The organism is Pseudomonas syringae, from assembly GCF_023278085.1.
In the GTDB taxonomy this organism is placed as follows: domain Bacteria; phylum Pseudomonadota; class Gammaproteobacteria; order Pseudomonadales; family Pseudomonadaceae; genus Aquipseudomonas; species Aquipseudomonas syringae_Q.
This window is the reverse complement of sequence record NZ_CP066265.1, coordinates 4,444,182-4,465,248: the sequence shown is the minus strand read 5'-3', so window position 1 is coordinate 4,465,248 and position 21,067 is coordinate 4,444,182. Positions and strand designations below refer to the sequence as shown.

Annotated in this window: 18 protein-coding genes; 12 read left to right on the top strand and 6 right to left on the bottom strand. The window is 60.2% G+C overall.

Annotated elements, in window-relative coordinates; all coding sequences use genetic code 11:
• Positions 1–2 precede the first annotated feature (2 nt).
• The 6 genes from I9H07_RS19905 to I9H07_RS19880 are packed head-to-tail and all read left to right on the top strand — an operon-like array spanning position 3 to position 4,565.
• Positions 3–596, top strand: a complete 594-nt coding sequence (locus I9H07_RS19905) for a TerD family protein (RefSeq protein ID WP_024674294.1) — start codon at positions 3–5, stop codon at positions 594–596.
• Entirely contained in the window at positions 593–1,786 is a 1,194-nt protein-coding gene (locus tag I9H07_RS19900) for a TerD family protein (protein WP_236426276.1), read from the top strand. The genes I9H07_RS19905 and I9H07_RS19900 overlap by 4 nt, the downstream gene beginning before the upstream one ends.
• A 50-nt stretch (positions 1,787–1,836) precedes the next feature.
• A complete protein-coding gene (locus I9H07_RS19895; RefSeq protein ID WP_007251676.1) occupies positions 1,837–2,286 on the top strand; it encodes a tellurite resistance TerB family protein in 450 nt (149 codons plus the stop codon).
• Between the two features lie 25 nt (positions 2,287–2,311).
• Positions 2,312–3,346, top strand: coding sequence for a TerC/Alx family metal homeostasis membrane protein (locus I9H07_RS19890; RefSeq protein ID WP_024674296.1), 1,035 nt, complete (start codon positions 2,312–2,314; stop codon positions 3,344–3,346).
• Positions 3,347–3,373: 27 nt separating this feature from the next.
• Positions 3,374–3,949, top strand: a complete 576-nt coding sequence (locus tag I9H07_RS19885; RefSeq protein ID WP_024674297.1) for a TerD family protein — start codon at positions 3,374–3,376, stop codon at positions 3,947–3,949.
• Positions 3,950–3,986: 37 nt separating this feature from the next.
• Positions 3,987–4,565, top strand: a complete 579-nt coding sequence (locus I9H07_RS19880) for a TerD family protein (RefSeq protein ID WP_024674298.1) — start codon at positions 3,987–3,989, stop codon at positions 4,563–4,565.
• A gap of 171 nt (positions 4,566–4,736) precedes the next feature.
• On the opposite strand, the gene I9H07_RS19875 is transcribed toward I9H07_RS19880, so the two are convergent.
• From I9H07_RS19875 to nadC, 3 genes are read right to left on the bottom strand one after another with little or no spacing between them, the layout of a single operon-like run.
• Positions 4,737–5,969 (bottom strand): VWA domain-containing protein, encoded by a 1,233-nt coding sequence (locus tag I9H07_RS19875; protein WP_236423980.1) that lies wholly within the window; start codon positions 5,967–5,969, stop codon positions 4,737–4,739.
• Positions 5,970–6,021: 52 nt separating this feature from the next.
• Entirely contained in the window at positions 6,022–7,104 is a 1,083-nt protein-coding gene (locus I9H07_RS19870; RefSeq protein WP_058824648.1) for a TIGR00266 family protein, read from the bottom strand.
• Between the two features lie 45 nt (positions 7,105–7,149).
• Entirely contained in the window at positions 7,150–7,998 is an 849-nt protein-coding gene (gene nadC / locus I9H07_RS19865; RefSeq protein ID WP_236423984.1) for a carboxylating nicotinate-nucleotide diphosphorylase, read from the bottom strand.
• 367 nt (positions 7,999–8,365) lie between these two features.
• On the opposite strand from nadC, the gene I9H07_RS19860 reads away from it, so the two are divergent.
• The 3 genes from I9H07_RS19860 (at position 8,366) to ampE (ending at position 12,172) form a co-directional block, all read left to right on the top strand.
• Positions 8,366–10,621: a DUF1631 domain-containing protein gene (locus I9H07_RS19860; RefSeq protein ID WP_236423986.1), complete on the top strand. Its 2,256-nt coding sequence runs from the start codon at positions 8,366–8,368 to the stop codon at positions 10,619–10,621.
• A gap of 150 nt (positions 10,622–10,771) precedes the next feature.
• Positions 10,772–11,320 carry a 1,6-anhydro-N-acetylmuramyl-L-alanine amidase AmpD gene (ampD, locus tag I9H07_RS19855; protein ID WP_236423988.1) on the top strand — a complete coding sequence of 183 codons (549 nt, stop codon included), beginning with the start codon at positions 10,772–10,774 and terminating at the stop codon, positions 11,318–11,320.
• A gap of 15 nt (positions 11,321–11,335) precedes the next feature.
• Complete coding sequence (gene ampE / locus I9H07_RS19850; RefSeq protein ID WP_058824645.1) at positions 11,336–12,172, top strand: regulatory signaling modulator protein AmpE; 837 nt, start codon at positions 11,336–11,338, stop codon at positions 12,170–12,172.
• A 4-nt stretch (positions 12,173–12,176) separates the two neighbouring features.
• Here ampE and I9H07_RS19845 read toward each other — a convergent pair whose 3' ends face one another.
• Both I9H07_RS19845 and cra read right to left on the bottom strand, forming a co-directional pair.
• Positions 12,177–13,016, bottom strand: coding sequence for a TatD family hydrolase (locus I9H07_RS19845; protein ID WP_236424008.1), 840 nt, complete (start codon positions 13,014–13,016; stop codon positions 12,177–12,179).
• Positions 12,973–13,968, bottom strand: a complete 996-nt coding sequence (cra, locus tag I9H07_RS19840; RefSeq protein WP_024674306.1) for a catabolite repressor/activator — start codon at positions 13,966–13,968, stop codon at positions 12,973–12,975. The genes I9H07_RS19845 and cra overlap by 44 nt, the downstream gene beginning before the upstream one ends.
• 341 nt (positions 13,969–14,309) lie before the next feature.
• Between cra and ptsP the strand changes: the two genes are divergently transcribed.
• Genes ptsP through I9H07_RS19825 form a run of 3 tightly spaced genes read left to right on the top strand, consistent with a single transcriptional unit; the run spans position 14,310 to position 19,873 of the window.
• Positions 14,310–17,177 carry a phosphoenolpyruvate--protein phosphotransferase gene (gene ptsP / locus I9H07_RS19835; RefSeq protein WP_236423990.1) on the top strand — a complete coding sequence of 956 codons (2,868 nt, stop codon included), beginning with the start codon at positions 14,310–14,312 and terminating at the stop codon, positions 17,175–17,177.
• Positions 17,177–18,118 carry a 1-phosphofructokinase gene (gene pfkB / locus I9H07_RS19830; protein ID WP_024674308.1) on the top strand — a complete coding sequence of 314 codons (942 nt, stop codon included), beginning with the start codon at positions 17,177–17,179 and terminating at the stop codon, positions 18,116–18,118. The genes ptsP and pfkB overlap by 1 nt, the downstream gene beginning before the upstream one ends.
• Before the next feature lie 12 nt (positions 18,119–18,130).
• Positions 18,131–19,873, top strand: coding sequence for a PTS fructose-like transporter subunit IIB (locus I9H07_RS19825; RefSeq protein ID WP_024674309.1), 1,743 nt, complete (start codon positions 18,131–18,133; stop codon positions 19,871–19,873).
• An 11-nt stretch (positions 19,874–19,884) separates the two neighbouring features.
• Here the strand turns inward: I9H07_RS19825 and I9H07_RS19820 are convergent, their stop codons facing one another.
• Positions 19,885–21,063, bottom strand: a complete 1,179-nt coding sequence (locus I9H07_RS19820) for an acetyl-CoA C-acetyltransferase (RefSeq protein ID WP_058391501.1) — start codon at positions 21,061–21,063, stop codon at positions 19,885–19,887.
• Positions 21,064–21,067 lie beyond the last annotated feature (4 nt).

The following is a 21,067-nucleotide window of genomic DNA, read 5'->3' as shown; positions in this document are numbered from 1 at the left end:
AAATGGCACTCACTTTGGCAAAGAACCAGACGATCTCACTCGAGAAAACCGCTGGTACAGGCCTCAAGAAAGTCAGCATGGGCCTTGGATGGGACCCTGAAAAAGCCAGCGGTTTCTTCGGCAAATTGCTCGGCGGTGGTGGCGGCGATATCGACCTGGATGCTTCCTGCATCATGCTCGATGCCGACAAGAAGCCCCTCGATCTCGTCTGGTTCCGTCAATTGCAATCGCGCGACGGTGCCATTCAGCACTCGGGTGACAATCGTACCGGCGAGGGCGCTGGCGATGACGAAACCATCAGCGTTGATCTGGAGAAGCTGCCCGCTGCGGTGAAATACCTGGTGTTTACCGTCAACTCGTTTACCGGGCAGAACTTCGAAAAGGTCGCCAACGCCTATTGCCGCATCGTCGACCTGGGCAGCCGTAATGAATTGGGCCGTTTCGATCTGTCCGAAAAAGGTCAGCATACTGGCGTAGTGATGTCCTACCTGTCACGCACGTCAGCGGGCTGGGATTTCACCGCTGTCGGTCAGGCGACCAATGGCCGTACGGCGGATGATCTGGTCGAACTGGCCATCGGAGCTGTGCGCGCATGACCCGACTTGTCCCAGGCGCCAATGCGCCGGTTGCTACCGGACCCTTGACGGTCGAGGTCAGCTACTCCCCGCTGGCAGGTGCTGACATTGATGTGTCCGCATTTCTGCTGACTGGCTCAGGCAAGGTCCGTGGCGATCAGGACATGTGTTTCTACGGCCAGAAAAGCGTGAACAACGGTGCGCTCCAGCAGACGGAAGCGTCGGCGGGCCGTGCAGTGTTCACGCTTGACCCGAGCCGTCTGGATTCAGTCATCGAGAAGGTCGCCCTGACGGCGACCATCTATGAAAACAAGGCCAGCTTCGACAGTGTGTCGCGCCTGGCATTGAGCATTACCGGGGATATCGAAGCGGATATCCCTACCAGCGGCATGAAGGAAACCGCGCTGATTCTGGGCGAGTTCTACTTGCGCCAGGGCGCCTGGAAATTCCGCTGTGTCGCTCAGGGGTTTGCGGGCGGGCTGGAGCCTCTGGCGAAAAACTTTGGCGTTGAAGTCGCCGCGCCTCAGGATTCACCTGCACCTGCACCTGCACCTGCACCTGCACCTGCACCTGTTCCAGCGCCAGGGGCCAAGTCTACGGTCAGCCTGAGCAAGATCACGCTGGACAAGACCCGTGCCTCGATCAGCCTGGAAAAAACCAGTGCCGGTTTTGGCGAGATCAGGGTCAACCTGAACTGGAACCGCCGCAGTGACAACAAAGGTGGCGGCTTCTTCTCGATGAAGAAGAGCAATGCCATCGACCTTGATGTAGGCTGCCTTTTCGAATTGCAGGACGGCTCCAAAGGGGCCGTTCAGGCGCTGGGCAACTCGTTCGGAGCGCTCGATAGCGAACCGTTCATCAAACTGATGGGCGATGACCGGACCGGGTCGGTCAGTGATGGCGAGTGGCTGCACATCAACGGCGCGCACTGGGGCAAGATCCGTCGCATTCTGGTCTATGCGTTCATCTATGAAGGTGCGCCGAACTGGAAAGAGACCGACGGGGTTGTCACCATTCATGCACCAGGTCAGCCGCCCATTGAAGTTCGTCTCAATGAAGAGGGCGGCCGTCAGGGCATGTGTGCAATTGCCTTGCTGGAAAACGACAACGGCGCGGTCAAGGTGACGCGGCGTGTGGATTTCCATAACGGCCACAGCAACATGGATAAAGCCTACGGCTGGGGCATGCGCTGGGCTGCTGGTTCCAAGTAAATAATACTGTGGTATTTCTGGCTGGCTGTGCCGCCTCATGGGAGATAGACATGCTGGACTGGTTGAAAACAAACGCAACAGCGGCCCGCGACAAGCTGGCAACTGAAGTTTCGAAGTTCAAGAATCGTGAATTCATGGACGCTGTGGTTTCCGGTTGTGCACTGGTGTCTGCCGCTGATGGCGATATCAGCGCCAGTGAAAAGCAGAAAATGGCCGGCTTCATTCAGAACTCTCAGGAACTGAAAGTTTTCGACATGAAGGACGTCATTCAGGGTTTCCAGGAAGCCTGCTCCAAGTTTGAGTTCGATTACGAAATTGGCCGTGCCGAGGCATTGAAAACCATCGGCAAGATCAAGAAGAAAGAAGATGCCTCCCGTCTGTTGGTGCGCGTCTGCTGTGCAATCGGTGGCGCTGATGGCAGCTTCGATGAGAAAGAGCGGGAAGTCTGCCGCACGATCTGTCGAGAGCTTGGCCTGAACCCGTCCGATTTTGACCTGTAATTTTTACCCTAAGGAACGCAGTTAAATGGAAAGCACCTCTCTAGGCTTCCCTCCACTCACGATGGCGGTTTTCGTCGGTCTGGCCATTACGGCCATGGCCATCGACATGTTCTCCCACCGGGGAAACAAGCCGATCACCCTGGCGCAAGCCTCGGCGTGGTCGGTCTTCTGGGTCGCCATTTCGCTGGCTTTCGCCGGTTTCCTGTACGTACAGCACGGCTCTGAAGTCGCCACGCTGTTCGTCACCGGTTACGCGCTGGAAAAAGTGCTGAGCGTCGACAACCTGTTCGTGTTCATGGCGTTGTTCTCCTGGTTCAAGATTCCGGATGGCCTGCGCCACCGCGTTTTGTACTGGGGCATCATCGGCGCCATCGTTTTCCGCGGCATCTTCGTCGCCATCGGTACTGGCCTGCTGGCGCTGGGCCCGTGGGTCGAAGTGGTGTTCGCGGTGATCGTTGCCTGGACAGCGATCATGATGCTGCGTGCCGGCGATGACGACGATGAAGAAGTCGACTACTCGCAGCACATGGCGTATCGCTTCGCCAAGAAACTGTTCCCGGTGTGGCCAAAGCTGCACGGCAGCAACTTCTTCGTGCGTCGCTCGGTACTGGAAGAGGAAATCAAGAAGCCTGAAAACGCCGGTATCACGCTGGCTGCCAAAGGCGCGCTGTTCGCTACTCCGCTGTTCCTGTGTCTGGTAGTGGCGGAGATCTCCGACGTGCTGTTCGCGTTCGACTCCGTGCCTGCAATCATCGCAGTGAGCCGCGAGCCGTTGATCGTGTTCTCGGCCATGCTGTTCGCAATTCTCGGCCTGCGTACCTTGTATTTCGTACTTGAAGCCCTGAAGCGCTACCTGGTGCATCTGGAGAAAGCGGTTATTGCGCTGCTGTTCTTCATTGCCTTGAAACTGGGCCTGAATGCTACCAACCACCTGTTCCATCACGGTTACGAGATCAGCGCCAACGCCAGCCTGCTGGTTGTGGTCGTCGTGCTGATCATCGGTATCGTCGCCAGCCTGCTCTTCCCGGGCAAAGAAGAACCGGCTGAAGAAAAAGCGTAAACACTGGATAAAGGAGATAACCGAATCATGGCTTTGACTCTGCAAAAAGGTGGCAACCTTTCGCTGTCGAAAACCGACCCTACCCTGACCAATGTTCTCATCGGTCTGGGCTGGGACCCGCGCGCCACTGACGGCCAGGCATTTGACCTGGACGCCAGCGCATTCCTGTTGGGCGCCAATGGCAAGGTCCGCAGTGAAGCTGACTTCATTTTCTACAACCAGCTCAAAAGTGCTGATGGCTCCGTCGAGCACACCGGTGACAACCGTACGGGTGAAGGCGATGGCGACGACGAAGTGGTCAAGGTCGATCTGACGCGCGTCCCGGCTGATGTCGACAAGATCGCGTTCGTGGTGACTATTCATGACGCGGAAAACCGTGGTCAGAACTTCGGTCAGGTCAGCCGCTCGTTCATTCGTGTAGTGAATGAGAAGTCGGGCGCTGAAGTCGTTCGTTACGACCTTGCCGAAGATGCTTCGACTGAAACCGCGATGATCTTCGCCGAGCTGTACCGCAATAACGGTGAGTGGAAATTCCGCGCCGTCGGTAGCGGTTTCCAGGGTGGCCTGAAAGCGTTGGCCAACTCCTTCGGCATGAATTTCTGATTCGCGTCCAATCACTTTTATATAAAGGATTACGAACATGGCAGTAAGTCTGAGTAAAGGCGGTAACGTTTCCCTGTCGAAAGAGGCTCCTGGCCTGACAGAAATCACCGTTGGTCTGGGTTGGGATCCACGGGTTACCGATGGCACCGAGTTCGACCTGGACGCGTCCATCTTCATCGTTGGCGAAAATGGCAAGGTGCTGGATGACAACAGCTTCATTTTCTACAACAACAAGAAATCGGCTGATGGTTCGGTCGAGCACTTGGGCGACAACCGTTCAGGCGCTGGCGAAGGTGATGACGAGTCGGTAACCGTCAAGCTCACCGGCCTGGCCGCTGCGGTCAAGAAGCTGGTTTTCGCGGTTACCATCCACTCGGCTGAGGAACGCAAGCAAAGCTTCGGTCAGGTATCGAACGCTTACATTCGCGTAGTGAACAAGGCTGACGGCAAGGAAATCGCTCGTTACGACTTGTCGGAAGACGCATCGACTGAAACCGCGATGATCTTCGGCGAGTTGTATCGCAACGGCGAAGAGTTCAAGTTCAAGGCCATCGGCCAGGGCTTTGTCGGCGGTCTGAAACCGCTGGCAGAAGCTCACGGTGTTGCAATCGGCTAAACCCGATCAACGCCCGATAAAAAACCCCGCTAGCGATGGCGGGGTTTTTTATTGGGGCTTTTGAAAGCATTGGTACGACAGTTACGAGGCTATCGTTCCGCGCGCTCTGCGTGGAATGCAGTCACGACGCTCTGCATCGCACGATAGGTGAGGTTCCGACCGCTGAATGAGTTACAAAATCCCGGCACTTTTGGCTGCTTTCAGCCAGTCCGGAAATTCTTCCATCAGCAAGTCATACAGCTTCTCTTCCGGGATTTCATCCAGACGGTCCAGGGCGAAGAAGTTGCAGTTGTCGACTACGCGACCGCCCATGTCGTCCAGCTTTTCGAGAATCCCGTAACCGCGACCACCCAGCCCCACGAATTGCCAGAAAATCGGCAGTTTGGCGGCCTCGATCATCAGTTTGGTGATCTCACGATCCTGGTGTACGCCACCGTCGCTGATGAACAGAATGTAGACCGGCGTCTTGTCGCCTGACTTCTTGTAGTAGTCGATGACCATGCGCATCGCCTTGGGCTCGTCGTTGACGCGTGCGCCCAGTTCCCAGTCTTTCCAGCCGCCATGGTCGGTCTTGATGAAGTCCTGAAAGTTGCTCAGCGTGACTGAACCGAGTTGCTGCGGCTTGGCACCGAATGCCCAGCAGTCCAGCGCGCCGTCATCGTCGAAATGCACCGCCAGCGGAATCAGGCGATCAACCACTTCCTGCACATGGCCGCGCGTGTATTGCGGGTTCATCGAACCTGACGCGTCCAGCACCAGGCCGACTCGGGCCTTGGTGTCGGTCAGTCTGGCTTTCTCCAGGCTGATCTGAGCTTTTTTCGCCAGGCTGATCAGTTGCGGCGCAGCGTCGGCAATCTTCTTCTCAAGAGAAATTCGTGCGGGCGGGGGAGGCGGAGCGTCGGCAATTTCACCGCCAAAATGCACGACCAGCGCATCCAGGCCGGCGTTGTAGCCTTGCAGGTTGGAGGCTATGCGCCATTCGCCGTTCTTGCGGTAGATATCGGCCACCATAATGGCTTTCTCGGCGGAGAAGGTGGCACCGGAGAACTCGCCACGTGCCGCTTCGCGACCTTGTTGCTGAATGTTGAAGTGGCTGGACTGGATATCGCTCATCGCCCCCGCGCCATCAATCGACGCCGTGAACACCAGCCGGTCTATGGACGCGGGCAAACGGGACAGCGAGAGCTGAAAGTCGCCACCGTTCACCTGCTTGACGCCGTTGCACGGGCTGTCTGGCTGGTTGAAGAAGATCATGTAACGGTCGTCTGACAGCTTGCCGTTGGCGTCGATGCCGAAGCACACGTAGTCGATCACATGGGGCGATTTTATGCTGATCGACAGCGTGAGGTCAGTGCCCTGAATCAGGGTAGAAAGCGGAATGCGTTGGCCTTGAGCGATTTGCATGGTTCTTCCTTGGCAAGAGGGCGTCATACGGCCCTCGGTCGAATGACGACGATCAGCGTTCGCTTCTGCCCACACCGGACGGGCCTGCCGCGAGCATGCGTCCGGCCAGACGAGAGAATGGCAGGCTTTGCAGCCACACCGTGCCGGGACCGGTCAGCCTGGCGAAAAACACGCCTTCGCCGCCGAACAGCATCGACTTGATGCCGCCACCGACCATACGGATGTCATAGTCCACAGTCTGGGTCATGGCCGCCAGACAGCCGGTGTCGACATCGAGGCCTTCGCCTGCAGCCAGTTCGATCTTGCGCACCGTGCCGCCCATGTGCACAAACACCCAGCCATCGCCTTCAAGCTTTTGCAGGACGAAACCCTCACCACCGAACAGCCCGGTCAGGATCTTCTTCTGAAACTGAATACCGATGGATACGCCTTTGGCACCGGCCAGGAAGCTGTCTTTCTGGCAGATCAGCCTGCCACCGAAATCGCGCAGGTTCAGCGGCAGGATGGTGCCCGGGTAGGGCGCAGCAAAGGCGACCCGGCCCTTGCCGGAACCCTGCTGCGAAAACACCGTGGTGAACAGGCTTTCGCCGGTGAGCATGCGTTTGCCTGCGCCGAACAGCGAGCCCAGCAGCCCCGACGACTGATTACTGCCGTCGCCGAAGATGGTCTCCATTTGCACGTCGCAGGTTTTGTACATCATCGCGCCGGCTTCGGCGACCGCACTTTCGCCGGGGTCAAGTTCCAACTCGACGAACTGGGTCTCGGAGCCGTACAGCTTGAAGTCCACGCCCTCGGTGGTCTGCGACAAGCCAAAGCCACCCGAAGCATTCGGGTCCGGGGTGAATGAGGGGCGTTTGCCCGGTGCGGCAGCGGGAACCGGCGCAGGTGTCCGGGAAGCCTGCACGGGCAGGCCGGAAGGCCTTGGCTGGATCATTTCAGGTGCAGGGGCCGGGAAGGGGGTTACGCCATCCTTTTTGACGGCGCGTACTTCCTGAACCTGATAGATCGGCTGCCAGTCCGGCATGCCTTGTTTCCAGCACCAGGCTCCGGGCGCTTCACGCGCAATCAATCGCGCTGCCGCTGCATCCATCGGGCCGAGCTGCTTGCCCGCGTTCATGACAAACCATTGGTCCAAGGCGTCTGCTCCCGAAATCGTAGTCGTCGTAGGTGCGTGGAGCCGTCAGATGCTCAGGCGCATGGACAGGTCCACCGCCTTCACATCCTTGGTCATCGCACCGATGGAAATGTAATCCACGCCGGTTTCGGCAATCACCCGCAACGTGTCGTCGTTGATGCCGCCGCTGGCTTCAAGCCTGGCGCGCCCTGCGGTAAGACGAACGGCTTCGCGCATGTCCTCCAGGCTCAGTTCGTCGAGCATGATGATGTCGGCGCCCGCGTCCAGCGCCTGTTTGAGTTCGCTCAGGCTCTCGACTTCGACTTCCACCGGCTTGCCTGGCGCTATCTTGCGCGCAGCATCCACGGCCTGAGCAATGCCGCCGCAGGCTGCGATGTGGTTTTCCTTGATCAGGAACGCGTCATACAGGCCGATGCGATGATTGTGGCAACCGCCACAGGTCACTGCATATTTCTGCGCCAGACGCAGGCCCGGCAGAGTCTTGCGGGTATCGAGCAGCTTGACCCCGGTGCCCGCCACGATGTCGGCAAAATACTGCGCTCGGGTCGCGACGCCGGAGAGCATCTGCAGGAAGTTGAGCGCGCTGCGTTCGCCTGTCAGCAGCGATCGTGCGGGGCCTTCCAGATGAAACAGCGCCTGATTCGGGCTGACCCGGTCGCCATCGACCACCTGCCAGTGCACGGCCACACGGGGGTCGAGTTGACGAAACACTGCATCGACCCACGCGGTCCCGGCAATCACTGCAGCATCGCGGGAAATGATCGTGGCCTTGGCCAGCCGTTCTGCCGGAATCAGTTGGGCGGTGATGTCGCCGCTGCCGACATCCTCAAGCAATGCGCGGCGCACATTGGCTTCGATCTCGGCTGTCAGATCGGCAAGTTGTACATTCGGCATAGCGGGCTCCACTAACAAAGTCGTCCGAGTATAAGGCACTGCAACCTGCTAACCCACCTGCAGCCGTGCTCTGTGCAGGCTTTCTGAACGTGCAGTTGGTCGGTTTGGCAAATTCGTTTGCGATGGAACGCAAATGTCGCGGTCTATGGGTGCTCATGAGTGCTTTGCATTCAGTCGAATAAATGTGGACCACGTCTCGTTGGCGTTAATGAAAATTTTTGCAAGATGCTTCTGAAAGAGTATTCGACTAGTATTTGACGTCACGGGTTTGACGTTTTTTTGCAGCGCCAAGGGAGCCGCTTCACAAAGCGAGGGTGGCAAGCCACGTTTGTGATGGGGTTCGGGTATGTTCCTGACGGGGGGTGTAATGCCGAACGACGAAAAAGTAGTGCCGTTGAGCAAAGTGCTTCCTGCGCAGGGGGCCAGCGCTCCGCTGGCCAGGTTACCGGTGGTATTGCTGCAGGTTCGCGACAAGGCGGCACAGCAGCTCAAAGACGCCTTGCAGGTGCTGTTCGATAACGCCGACGACACGCTGTTCGAAATGGCTGACCGCGCCCAGAGCAACACCGAACAAAACATCTTTTTCGAAGCCATGCGTGATCTGCGTCTCAAGCGCAAAAGCATCGAACGTGGCTTTCTCGACAAGTTCTACGAATCCTTTCTGTCGCTGGGGCAGTACCAGGTTCAGGACCCCGTGCTGCCGGCCGCCGTGTCTTTCGACAAGCTGGCGCTGGTGCATAACGACGATCTCGAGAAAACCGTGGCCGTCGACGCCATGGTCACCAAGGTCATGAGCCGTGACAGCCTTGCGCTGGGCCAGCTCACTGCGCGCCTCAACGTGCTGGTGCCGCAACCCATCGCCGACGAAAGCAACCCGTTGGGGCCGGCAATGCTGTGCAGGTTCTTTCTTGAGGCGGGACGCAATCTGGGTGTGGAGATCAAGGTCAAGCTGATCATCCTCAAACTGTTCGAAAAGTATGTCCTGACCAACACCGATCATTTGTACGGCGAAGCCAACCAGCTGCTGATTGCCACCGGCATATTGCCCGACATGAAGGTCCTGCCTACCCGCAGGTCATCGGATCGGGCGGCGCCCAGGGCTCGCGCTGTCGAGTTGTCCGACACTGCGCTCGGTGAAGCGGCTGACAAGCTTGATAAAGGCGTGCAGGAAGTCTTCGCGGCATTGCAGGAGTTATTGCTTCAGGTGCGTGGCAACCTTGTGCCGCGTCACGAGCCTAATGCCGAAGAGCGTCCGATTTCCAGCAGGGATCTGCTGCGTCTGCTCTCCCATTTGCAGCAGTATGTGCCGTCTCAGGAAACCGCTGATGACTTCGATCTGCGCAACCAGCTTGAACAGCTGCTGACGCGGGTCAACGTGAAAACCGGCAAATCGCGGATTGTTGGCGTGGGCGACGAGGATGTGATCAACCTCATTGCGATGTTGTTCGAGTTCATTCTCGATGACCGCAACCTGCCGCCATCGCTGCGTGCGCTGATCGGGCGCCTACAGATTCCGATGCTCAAAGTGGCGGTGCTCGACAAGAGCTTTTTCAGCCGAGGCAGCCACCCGGCGCGCCGCCTGCTCAACGAAATTGCCACTGCAGCCCTGGGTTGGGGCGGGCGTGACGATTATCAGCGCGACTCGCTGTATCAGCGGGTCGAGCAGATCGTGCAGCGCCTGCTCAATGACTTTGACGACGATCCGTCTATCTTTCCCGAACTGCTCGCTGATTTTCTGGCCTTTACCAGTGACGAACGCCGTCGTAGCGAGTTGCTGGAACAGCGTACCCGCGATGCCGAGGAAGGCCGCGCGCGCGCCGAACTGGCTCGCCAGCAGGTCCAGCAGGAACTGAATCAGCGCCTGTTGGGGCGCACCTTGCCGGAAGTGGTGGTGCGTCTGTTGCAGGAGGCCTGGAGCAAGGTGCTGCTGCTGACCTGCCTCAAGCATGGTGAAGCGTCCGGCGAATGGCAGGCGGGCCTGACGACCATGGACGACTTGATCTGGAGCGTCGAGCTGCATGACGACCCACAGGCGTTGCAGCGTTTGCTGGAGCTGGTCCCGGGGCTGCTCAAGTCCCTGCGTGACGGCCTGACCAGCGCGGCATTCGATCCGTTCGCCACCAGCGAATTCTTCAGCCAGCTGGAGTCGCTGCATGTGCAGGCGTTTCAGCATTTCACGCGTCTGCAGGAAGCCAGTGGCGAAGATGTTGCCGGTGACGCGTCGCCATCAGGCACTGAGGTTGCAGCAGGTCCGCCGATGATGGCGGTGGTCGAGGAAATTGTCCTGATTGCCCCTGAAGAGCGGTTGCTCAACGAACCGGTTGTGCAATTGCCTGACGATGATGCCGGCCTGCAGATGGTCGACACGTTGCGGGTCGGTTGCTGGGTCGAAATTCAGGAAGACGAAGAGCACAAATTGCGCTGCAAGCTGACGGCCATTGTCGAGCCGACCGGCCGTTATGTGTTCGTCAATCGCACTGGCATGAAAGTGCTGGAAAAGACCCGCGTCGGCCTCGCCGTCGAGTTTCGCCGCGGTGCGGTACGCGTCCTCGACGACGCCTTGCTGTTTGACCGAGCGCTGGAATCAGTGATCGGCACCCTGCGCAAGCTCAAGGGCGCCTGATTTCTCGCAAGACTGCAGACGTGTGACACAGAGCGCCACGAGCAGTCTATTCGGGCTGTTTCCTGCGCAAGAGGTCTATATCAACCCCCACCTCCGCATGCATCGCGGGCATAATCGGTGTCATCCATTTCCTCCGCTCAAGGAGCATTCATGCAACTGGACTCCGCAAGCGGTTGGTGCGCTGGCGTGCAGCATTGCCCTTCGCCCAACTTCAATGCGCGACCTGACGGTGAGATCTCGCTGCTGGTGATCCACAACATCAGCCTGCCACCGGCGCAGTTCAAGACCGGCAAGGTGCAGGCCTTTTTTCAGAATCGACTGGACACCACCGAGCATCCGTACTTTGCCGGCATTGCCGATTTGCGGGTGTCGGCGCATTTTCTGATTGAACGTGATGGCGATGTCATTCAGTTCGTCTCTTGTCTTGATCGTGCATGGCACGCCGGGGTGTCGAGTTTTGATGGGCGTGAGGGGTGCAACGACTTTTCCATCGGCATCGAGCTGGAAGGTACGGACGAACAGCCTTTCAGCGAGGCGCAATACCACGCGCTGATTGACCTGACGCGCCAGTTGCGAAAGGCTTTTGTAGCGATCACGCCCGAGCGTATCTGTGGCCACAGTGACATCGCGCCGGGACGCAAGACAGATCCGGGACCCTGCTTTGACTGGGCCAAGTTTCGAGCCGCTTTGCTGGATTGATGTGAGGGACAAACGATGAGTTTTCTGGTGTTACTGCTGGCGGTCTGCATAGAGAAATTTTCGGCACTGCGCCAGCGGGTACAGCGTGATGGTCCATGGTTGAAAGAGCTGACAAAGCTTGAAACCAGCCCGCGAACCGCCGCACGCCCCTGGCTCACGCTGGCGTTGCTGGTGCTTGTGCCGGTCCTGCTGCTGCAACTGGCACTGACGATTGTCGGCTCGGTGGCTTATGGCTGGCTGGTCCTGCCGATTCATTTGCTGGTGCTGATCTACAGCCTCGGCCGCACTGACCTTATTGCCGTGCTCGGGCCTTTTCGTGATGCCTGTCGACGCGGTGATACTCAGGCTGCGGTGCATGTGGCCGAGCGCGACATGGGCGTGCAGGCCGATGACAGCGAGCACCTCTTGCAGGGCGTGCAGAGCTTCATGTTGTGGCAGGCCTTTCAGAGTTTCTTCGCAGTCATCTTCTGGTATTTCGTACTCGGCCCGGTGGCTGCACTGGCCTACCGGCTGTTGGCACTTGCCGCTGACCATGGCACGACCCCGGCGCTGGTCGAGCGGGCAGGGCAGTTGCGTCATGCGTTTGACTGGCTACCGGTCAGGTTGCTGGCTGCCAGCTTCGCGCTGGTCGGCAATTTCGTGGCGGTCAGTCGGGTCATGCTCCACGAATTGCTCAACTGGAACATCAGTTCCATGCAACTGGTCACTCGTGCCGGCTGCGCCGCCAGCGAAGTGCCTTCCCCGGTCATCGGTCCGGAAGGTGTTGCCAGCCTGGATATGCTCTGGGAATTGCTGGTCCGCGCGGCAATCGTCTGGTACGCGGGTTTTGCCGTGTGGACGCTGCTGGTTTGACGTTTCAGCCAGTAACGATTTGAGGCCAGCCGAACAGCTCGCAAGCGTTGCGCGTGCTGGCCTCGGCGAGCCGTTCCGGGCTGATGTTCATCAAGCCCGCCAGCGCCTGGCAGATCTCAGGCAAATGCTGCGGGCTGTTGCGCTGGTTGGGGTACATGGCGGGTGCCATGTCCGGCGAGTCGGTTTCCAGCACAACGCTGTCCAGCGGCAGTTCGGCAATCACCCGATGCATGCGCAGCGCCTGTGGCCAGGTCGCCGCGCCGCCCAGACCAAGTTTGAAACCCAGCTTGATATATTCCCGCGCCTCTTCACGGCTGCCCGCAAAGGCATGAATGATGCCGCAGCGCTTTAGCCTGTGACGCTTGAGGGTAGCGATCACGTCCGCATGGCTGCGCCGCACATGCAGCAAGGCGGGCAGGTCGAAGTCGGCAGCCAGTTGCAACTGCGCGTCGAAAACTTTCTGCTGCTGCACGTTGTCCAGGTGATCGAGGTAGTAATCGAGGCCGATCTCGCCCACTGCACATAACTGCGGATGGCCTTTCAGACGGGTCAGCCAGTCGCCCAGCTCCTTGAGGTGCTCGGCGCGGTGCTCGTCGATATACACCGGATGCAGCCCGAACGCCGCATGCAGAGCAGGGTTGGCAACGGTCAGGTCCCATACCCGCTGCCAGTTGCGCTGATAGACCCCCAGCACCACCATGCGCTGCACACCGAGTGCCTGACTGTGTTGCAGGACGTGCTCACGGTCGGCATCGAACTCTGGAAAATCCAGATGGGTGTGGGTGTCGATCAGTTGCACGTCAGGCCTCGTGAATGCGTTGCTTGAACGCTCGCACGATGGCATGCACGCCGGGCTGGTAGTCATCCTTCTCGATGGCGGCGAGTGCCAGTTGCAGCGCTTTGTCGGCGATCAACTGATGCTGCTGGGCCATGGCATTGACCGGCAACGGCAGGAAATCCAGCAGTTGTGTATCACCGAAGGTGCCCAGATGCAGCTGGATGGAATTCAGCGCCTGGCTTTGCAGCACGTCGAACACACCCTGCAGCAGCACGTAGGAGGTGGTGATCAGCGCGTCGGGAAAATGCCCGTCGCGTTGCAGTATTTCGGTCATCAGGCGTTGCCCGCACTGGCGGCTGAACGCTTCGCCATGCTCGATAGCCGAGGTCCCTGTGAAACCGTCCAGTGCGTGTTCGAACCCGGCGGCGCGCGCCCGGCTGATGCTCAGCTCGGGGCGAGCGCCGAGCAGCGCGATATGCCGTGGGTTGGTCTGTAACAAGCTGCGGGTAAGCTGCAGGCTGGCGTCATGGTCGTCGCTGACCACCGAACAGAAAAACCCGGGATCCATCTCCCGGTCGATGGCGATGACGGGCATGCCCTTGAGCTGCAAGTCACGGTAGCTCTCGTCGCCAGGCGGCAGGCAGCTGGCGACCAGCAGGGCATCACAGCGGCGCGCACGAAAAAGCTGCAACAGTTGCAGTTCGCTGACCGGGTCATCGTCGGAGCTGGCGATCAGCAACTGATAACCAAGGCGGCGAGCGCCTTGCTCCAGCAGCTTGGCAATGCGTGCGTAGCTGGGGTTCTCCAGGTCCGGAAGAATGAAGCCCAGTGTTTTGCTGTGCCGACTGCGCAGGCCCGCCGCTTGAGGGTTGGGTCGGAAGTTGTGCTGCTCGACGACTGCCTTGACGCGCTCGACCGTTGCCGGGCTGATGCGCTGTTGTTCGGCCTTGCCGTTGATCACATAGCTGGCCGTGGTCACGGAAACACCCGCCAGACGTGCAATATCGCTCAGTTTCACCCCGGAATTTCCTTTAATAAGGTGCGTGGATCAGGAAAGTCGAATTATTTTTGATGTGACAGTGATCTTTACACCAGACCGTAGGAAATTCCTAAGTACTTCAAGTATTTTGGGAAGTCTCCTACACCGATTTTGCGGCTGGGCTTCAATGAATCCGCAGAATCGAGTAACGTGCCGTGCAATTATAGATTAAACGATTCAGCACGCCTGTTGTCTGCTGCAATCCAGATGAAAGTGATGTCCGATAGGTGTCGCTTTATTTTCCTACGCTGTCGATCACCCATGATCGTCATTAAAACAAGAATCAGGTGGCGCCTTGGCGCCGCACAGGAGTCAAGGCAATGCTCGAACTTACTCTGGAGCAAATATCCATGGCGCAGTCGGCCGTGGATAAGACTGCCGCACTTAAGCTGCTTGCTGACCACCTGGTCGCCGATGGTCTGGTAGCGGAAGGCTACCTCACCGGGTTGATGAACCGTGAGCAGCAAGGTTCGACCTTTCTGGGGCAGGGCATCGCCATCCCGCACGGTACGCCCGAAACCCGCGATCTGGTGTTCACCACCGGCGTACGTCTGATGCAATTCCCCGAAGGGGTGGATTGGGGCAACGGCCAGATCGTCTACCTGGCGATCGGTATCGCAGCCAAATCCGATGAGCATTTACGTCTGTTGCAGCTGTTGACCCGCGCGCTGGGTGAAGAAGATCTCGGCCCGGCGCTGCGTGAGGCGAAAACCCCTGAGGACCTGCTGCAACTGTTGCAGGGCGCGCCACAGGAACTGGCGCTCGACGCACAGATGATCAGCCTCGGCGTATCGGCCGATGATTTTGAAGAGCTGGTATGGCGCGGCGCACGTCTGCTGCGCAAGGCCGATTGTGTAAGCAACGGTTTCGCCGCCGTACTTCAGCAGGTCGAAGCGCTGTCGCTGGGTGATGGCCTGTGGTGGCTGCACAGTGAGCAGACCGTGAAGCGTCCCGGTCTGGCGTTCGTCACGCCCGACAAACCGATTCGTTATCTGGGCCAGCCTTTGACTGGCCTGTTCTGTCTTGCCAGCCTGGGTGAGGCGCATCAGGCGCTGCTTGAGCGTCTGTGCCTGTTGCTGATCGAAGGTCGCGGCCACGAGCTGGGCCACGCCACCAACAGCCGTGTGGTGCTCGAAGCGCTGGGGGGTGAGTTGCCTGCGGAATGGCCGACCCGTCAGATTCAGCTGGCTAACGCCCATGGCCTGCATGCCCGCCCGGCCAAGATCCTGGCGCAACTGGCCAAGGAGTTCGACGGCGAGATCCGCATGCGTGTGCTGGAGACCGGCGAGGCTGCGGTGTCGGCCAAGAGCTTGAGCAAGCTGCTCAGCCTCGGCGCTCGTCGTGGTCAGACGCTGGAATTCATCGCTGAACCGTCGATTGCTGCCGACGCCTTGCCTGCGCTGATCGCTGCGGTAGAGCAGGGGCTTGGCGAAGAAGTCGAACCTTTGCCTGCCGTTGCCGAGCCTCAGGCAGCACCGACGCCTGCTGCCATCGCCAAACCGTTGAACGCACCGGCTGCGGGCAGTGTATTGCAGGCTGTGTCTGCGTCCCCCGGCATCGCTGTCGGCCCGGCGCACGTGCAGGTATTGCAGACCTTTGATTACCCGCAAAAGGGCGAATCGGTCGCGGCCGAGCGCGAGCGTCTGCACAGCGCAATCGGCGAAGTGCGGCGCGACATTGAAAACCTGATTCAACGCAGTAAGTCCAAGGCCATCCGCGAAATCTTCATCACCCACCAGGAGATGCTTGACGACCCGGAGCTGACCGGCGAGGTCGAGCAGCGTCTGAACGACAATGAAAGTGCAGCTGCCGCGTGGGCGGCGGTTATTGAAGCGGCTGCCGTACAGCAGGAGCAACTGAAAGATGCCCTGCTGGCCGAGCGTGCTGCCGACCTGCGTGACGTGGGACGCCGCGTGCTGGCGCAGATCTGCGGCGTTGAAACCGTCGCCGCGCCGGACGAGCCTTACATTCTGGTGATGGACGAAGTCGGGCCGTCCGACGTCGCACGCCTTGATCCGGCGCAGGTCGCCGGCATTCTGACCGCTCGCGGCGGCGCGACCGCGCACAGCGCCATTGTGGCCCGTGCGCTTGGCATTCCCGCGCTGGTTGGTGCCGGTGACGACGTGTTGTTGCTCAAGCCCGGCACGGTGCTGCTGCTCGACAGCCAGCGCGGCCGCCTGACGGTTGCGCCTGACGAGGCGACCTTGCAGCGTGCGGTTCAGGACCGCGATGCCCGCGAGGAGCGCCTCAAGGCTGCCGCGGCCGCGCGCATGGAACCCGCCGTGACCCGCGACGGCCACGCCGTGGAAGTTTTCGCCAACATTGGCGACAGCACCGGCACCCCGGCTGCGGTGGAGCAGGGCGCAGAAGGCGTCGGCCTGCTGCGCACCGAATTGCTGTTCATGGCGCATTCCCAGGCACCCGACGAAGCGACTCAGGAAGCTGAATATCGCCGCGTCCTCACCGACCTCGGCGGGCGTCCGCTGGTGGTGCGCACCCTGGACGTTGGCGGTGACAAGCCATTGCCTTACTGGCCGATCGACAAGGAAGAAAACCCGTTTCTCGGGGTTCGCGGTATCCGCCTGACCCTGCAGCGTCCGGACGTCATGGAAAGCCAGCTTCGCGCCTTGTTGCGTTCGGCTGAGAGTGGCCCGTTGCGCATCATGTTCCCGATGATCGGCACCCTTGAAGAATGGCGTCAGGCGCGCGACATGACCCAGCGTCTGCGCGAAGAGATTCCGGTCAGCGATCTGCAACTGGGGATCATGATCGAAGTGCCTTCGGCTGCCTTGATTGCGCCGGTACTGGCCAAGGAAGTGGACTTCTTCAGCATCGGCACCAATGACCTGACCCAATACACCATGGCCATCGACCGTGGTCACCCGACGTTGTCGGCGCAGGCGGACGGGCTGCACCCTTCGGTGCTGCAACTGATCGACATGACCGTGCGTGCCGCGCATGCCAACGGCAAGTGGGTGGGGGTCTGCGGCGAACTGGCGGCTGATCCGCTGGCCGTGCCGATTCTGGTCGGGCTGGGCGTGGATGAATTGAGTGTGTCGGCGCGCAGCATTGGCGAGGTCAAGGCCTGCGTTCGTGAACTGACCCTGAGCACTGCTCAGCAACTGGCGCAAAATGCGCTGACGGCGGGCAGCGCTGCCGAAGTCCGTGCGCTTGTGGAGGCTTTGTAATGGCGAAGATTCTTACCCTGACCATGAACCCGGCGCTGGACCTGACCGTGCAGTTGGGGCAGATGGAGCTGGGGCAGGTCAATCGCAGCAATGCGATGCTGACCCATGCCGCAGGCAAAGGGCTCAACGTGGCGCAGGTGCTGGCTGACCTCGGCCACGACCTGACCGTTGCCGGTTTCCTCGGCGTCGATAACCAGCAGGCGTTCGAGGCGTTGTTCGAGCGGCGCAACTTTGTCGACGAGTTCGTGCGTGTGCCGGGCGAAACCCGCAGCAACATCAAGCTGGCCGAAGGCAGTGGCCGGATCACCGACCTGAACGGCCCCGGCCCGCAGGTCAGTGAAGACGCCCAGCAGGCGCTGTTTGCGCGCGTTCAGCAGATCGCAGCGGGTTTCGATGTGGTGGTGGTGGCGGGCAGTCTGCCGCGCGGCGTCACTCCCGAGTGGTTGCAGAAGCTGCTGCTGATGCTCAAGGACCTCGGTCTGAAAGTGGCGCTGGACAGCAGTGGTCTGGCCTTGCGGGCCGGTCTGGCGGCCGGGCCGTGGCTGATCAAGCCCAATACCGAAGAACTGGCCGAAGCCCTCGACGCACCGATCATTTCCATTGACGCACAAGCCCAAGCAGCATCCCGTCTGCACGCTCAGGGCATCGAGCATGTGGTGATCTCTCAGGGATCCGAAGGCGTGCACTGGTTCAGTCCGAACCTGGCCCTGCATTCGCTGCCGCCCAAAGTCACCGTTGCCAGTACCGTGGGTGCCGGCGATTCGCTGCTGGCGGGCATGGTTCACGGCCTGATCGGCGGCCACGATCCACAGAAAACCCTGCGCACCGCCACGGCAATCGCTGCGATGGCCGTGACCCAGATCGGTTTCGGCATCACCGATGCCGCCCAACTCAAACGGCTTGAAGGCGGCGTCACTGTACGCAGCCTGACAGAACAATAAGAGAGGATCGTCATGAAGTTAGCCATAGTTACGGCCTGCCCGAACGGCAAGGTCAGCAGCGTACTCAGTGCACGATTGCTCGAAGCGGCCGCACTGCGCCAAGGCTGGGAAACCAGCGTCGAAATCATCGACCCTAACAAGGCCGATCAGCAGCTGTCGCCTGAGGATATTCAGGCCGCTGATCTGGTGCTGGTGGTCAATACCGGGCCGGTGGAGCTGGATCGTTTTATCGGCAAGCGTCTGTTTCAAGACTCGCCAGCGCACGCGTTGCAGGACGTCGATGGCTTTTTACAGCGTGCTGTAAAAGAAGCGCAGGTGCATGTGGCGTCGCAGGCGGTCGCTTCTGACGCGGCCAGCAGTGCCGGTGCGCAACCGCGCATTGTGGCGATCACGGCGTGCCCGACCGGCGTCGCTCACACGTTCATGGCTGCCGAGGCGATTCAGCAGGCTGCCAAGCGTCTGAACTATGATCTGCAGGTCGAGACCCAGGGCTCGGTCGGCGCACGCAATCCGCTCAGCGCTCAAGCCATTGCCGACGCCGACGTGGTGTTACTGGCCGCCGACATCGAGGTCAACACGGATCGCTTTGCCGGCAAGAAAATCTACCGTTGCGGCACCGGGATTGCGCTGAAGCAGTCCGAAGCCACCCTGAAAAAAGCCTTGGCGGAGGGGCAGGTCGAGTCTGATTCGGCGACTGCCAAATCGCCCGCCCGACAAGAGAAGACCGGGGTCTACAAGCATTTGCTGACCGGCGTATCGTTTATGCTGCCGATGGTGGTTGCCGGTGGCTTGCTGATCGCACTGTCGTTCGTGTTCGGCATTACCGCGTTCAAGGAGCCGGGCACACTGGCTGCGGCGTTGATGCAGATTGGCGGTGAAGCCGCCTTCAAACTGATGGTGCCGTTGCTGGCCGGTTACATCGCCTATTCCATCGCTGACCGCCCGGGCCTTGCGCCGGGAATGATTGGTGGTTTGCTGGCGAGCACGCTGGGGGCGGGGTTCATCGGCGGTATCATTGCCGGTTTTCTCGCCGGTTACAGCGCCGCAGCGATCAATCGCTACGCCCGTCTGCCTGCCAGCGTCGAAGCGCTCAAGCCGATTCTGATCATTCCGTTGCTGTCGAGCCTGTTCACCGGTCTGGTGATGATCTACGTGGTCGGCAAGCCAGTGGCCGGGATGCTCGAAGCGCTGACCCACTTCCTCGACAGCATGGGCACTACCAACGCGATCCTGTTGGGCGTGGTGCTGGGCGCAATGATGTGCGTCGACCTGGGCGGGCCGATCAACAAGGCATCCTATGCGTTCTCGGTCGGCTTGCTGGCCTCGCAGAGCTACGCGCCGATGGCCACTGCCATGGCGGCCGGCATGGTGCCGCCCATCGGTATGGGCATTGCCACGATCCTGGCCCGTCGCAAGTTCGCCCAGAGCGAGCGTGAAGCGGGCAAGGCGGCGTTTGTGCTGGGGCTGTGCTTCATTTCAGAGGGTGCCATTCCATTCGCTGCCAAGGACCCGTTGCGGGTGATCCCGGCCAGCGTCGTCGGCGGCGCACTGACCGGTGCGCTGTCGATGTATTTCGGCTGCAAGCTGATGGCGCCACACGGCGGCCTGTTCGTGATGTTGATCCCGAACGCCATCAATCATGCGCTGCTGTATCTGCTGGCGATCATTGCGGGCAGTTTGCTGACCGGCGTGGTGTATGCGCTGATCAAGCGGCCGGAGCCAGCCGAAATGGAAGTGGCGCCCGCAGGCGCCTGATCTGAATGCCCTCAGCGCGCCAGCGCGAGGGCAACCCCCTGGCCACCGCCGATGCACAGCGTGGCCAGACCTTTCTTCGCATCCCGCCTGATCATCTCGTGCAGCAGCGTTACCAGCACGCGGCAGCCTGACGCGCCAATCGGGTGGCCGATGGCGATGGCTCCGCCGTTGACGTTGAGCTTGTGCGGGTCCAGCCCCAGTTCCTTGCCCACCGACAGAGATTGCGCGGCAAATGCTTCGTTGGCTTCGATCAGGTCCAGTTCGTCCAGCGCCCAACCGGCCTTGTCCAGGCAGCGACGAGTGGCGCTGACCGGGCCGATGCCCATGATCGCCGGGTCTACGCCTGCATTGGCATAAGCAGCAACACGTGCCAGCACCGGCAGGCCCAGCTGTTCTGCTTTGGCAGCGCTCATCAGCATCACGGCGGCGGCACCGTCGTTGAGTGACGATGCATTGCCAGCGGTGACCGTGCCGTCCTTTTTGAACGCAGGTTTGAGTTTGCCCAAGGTTTCGGCCGTGGTACCAGCACGAGGTTGCTCATCGACCGCGAAGGACAAGGGATCGCCCTTGCGCTGCGGAATCAGGATCGGGGTGATCTCGTCGGTAAAGCGCCCGGCCTCGATGGCGGCAATCGCTTTCTGCTGAGACTGCGCGGCGAAGGCGTCCTGTGCCTCGCGGCTGATGTCGTACTGCTGCGCGAGGTTCTCGGCGGTGATGCCCATGTGGTAATCGTTGAATGCATCCCACAGGCCGTCGGTGATCATCGTATCGACCATGCTGGCGTGGCCCATGCGCAATCCGGTGCGCGCGCCCGGCAGCACATAGTTGGCCAAGCTCATGTTTTCCTGGCCACCGGCGATGATGATCTCGGCGTCGCCGCAGCGGATCGCCTGAGCGGCCAGATGCAGGGCTTTGAGGCCAGAGCCGCAGACCTTGTTGAGGGTCATGGCCGGGACGGAGAAGGGCAGTCCTGCCTTGATGGCCGCCTGCCGCGCAGGGTTCTGCCCGGCCCCAGCGGTGAGCACCTGGCCCATGATGACTTCATCGACATGGGCGCCCTCCACACCGGTCTGGGCCAGCAACTGTCGAATGACCGCAGCACCCAGATCGACCGCTGGAATGGCCGCCAGTGAGCCCTGGAAACTGCCCACGGCGGTGCGGGTGGCGGCAACGATAACGACGTCTTGCATGGCG

Coding starts and splice junctions, on each gene's coding strand:
- I9H07_RS19845 (WP_236424008.1), bottom strand. CDS start 13,016: ATGCCATCGTGCGAGCGTTCAAGCAACGCATTCACGAGGCCTGACGTG.
- I9H07_RS19880 (WP_024674298.1), top strand. CDS start 3,987: ATGGCAGTAAGTCTGAGTAAAGGCGGTAACGTTTCCCTGTCGAAAGAG.
- ptsP (WP_236423990.1), top strand. CDS start 14,310: ATGCTCGAACTTACTCTGGAGCAAATATCCATGGCGCAGTCGGCCGTG.
- I9H07_RS19895 (WP_007251676.1), top strand. CDS start 1,837: ATGCTGGACTGGTTGAAAACAAACGCAACAGCGGCCCGCGACAAGCTG.
- I9H07_RS19820 (WP_058391501.1), bottom strand. CDS start 21,063: ATGCAAGACGTCGTTATCGTTGCCGCCACCCGCACCGCCGTGGGCAGT.
- nadC (WP_236423984.1), bottom strand. CDS start 7,998: ATGCCGAATGTACAACTTGCCGATCTGACAGCCGAGATCGAAGCCAAT.
- I9H07_RS19900 (WP_236426276.1), top strand. CDS start 593: ATGACCCGACTTGTCCCAGGCGCCAATGCGCCGGTTGCTACCGGACCC.
- I9H07_RS19885 (WP_024674297.1), top strand. CDS start 3,374: ATGGCTTTGACTCTGCAAAAAGGTGGCAACCTTTCGCTGTCGAAAACC.
- I9H07_RS19890 (WP_024674296.1), top strand. CDS start 2,312: ATGGAAAGCACCTCTCTAGGCTTCCCTCCACTCACGATGGCGGTTTTC.
- I9H07_RS19875 (WP_236423980.1), bottom strand. CDS start 5,969: ATGCAAATCGCTCAAGGCCAACGCATTCCGCTTTCTACCCTGATTCAG.
- I9H07_RS19860 (WP_236423986.1), top strand. CDS start 8,366: ATGCCGAACGACGAAAAAGTAGTGCCGTTGAGCAAAGTGCTTCCTGCG.
- ampD (WP_236423988.1), top strand. CDS start 10,772: ATGCAACTGGACTCCGCAAGCGGTTGGTGCGCTGGCGTGCAGCATTGC.
- pfkB (WP_024674308.1), top strand. CDS start 17,177: ATGGCGAAGATTCTTACCCTGACCATGAACCCGGCGCTGGACCTGACC.
- I9H07_RS19905 (WP_024674294.1), top strand. CDS start 3: ATGGCACTCACTTTGGCAAAGAACCAGACGATCTCACTCGAGAAAACC.
- I9H07_RS19825 (WP_024674309.1), top strand. CDS start 18,131: ATGAAGTTAGCCATAGTTACGGCCTGCCCGAACGGCAAGGTCAGCAGC.
- ampE (WP_058824645.1), top strand. CDS start 11,336: ATGAGTTTTCTGGTGTTACTGCTGGCGGTCTGCATAGAGAAATTTTCG.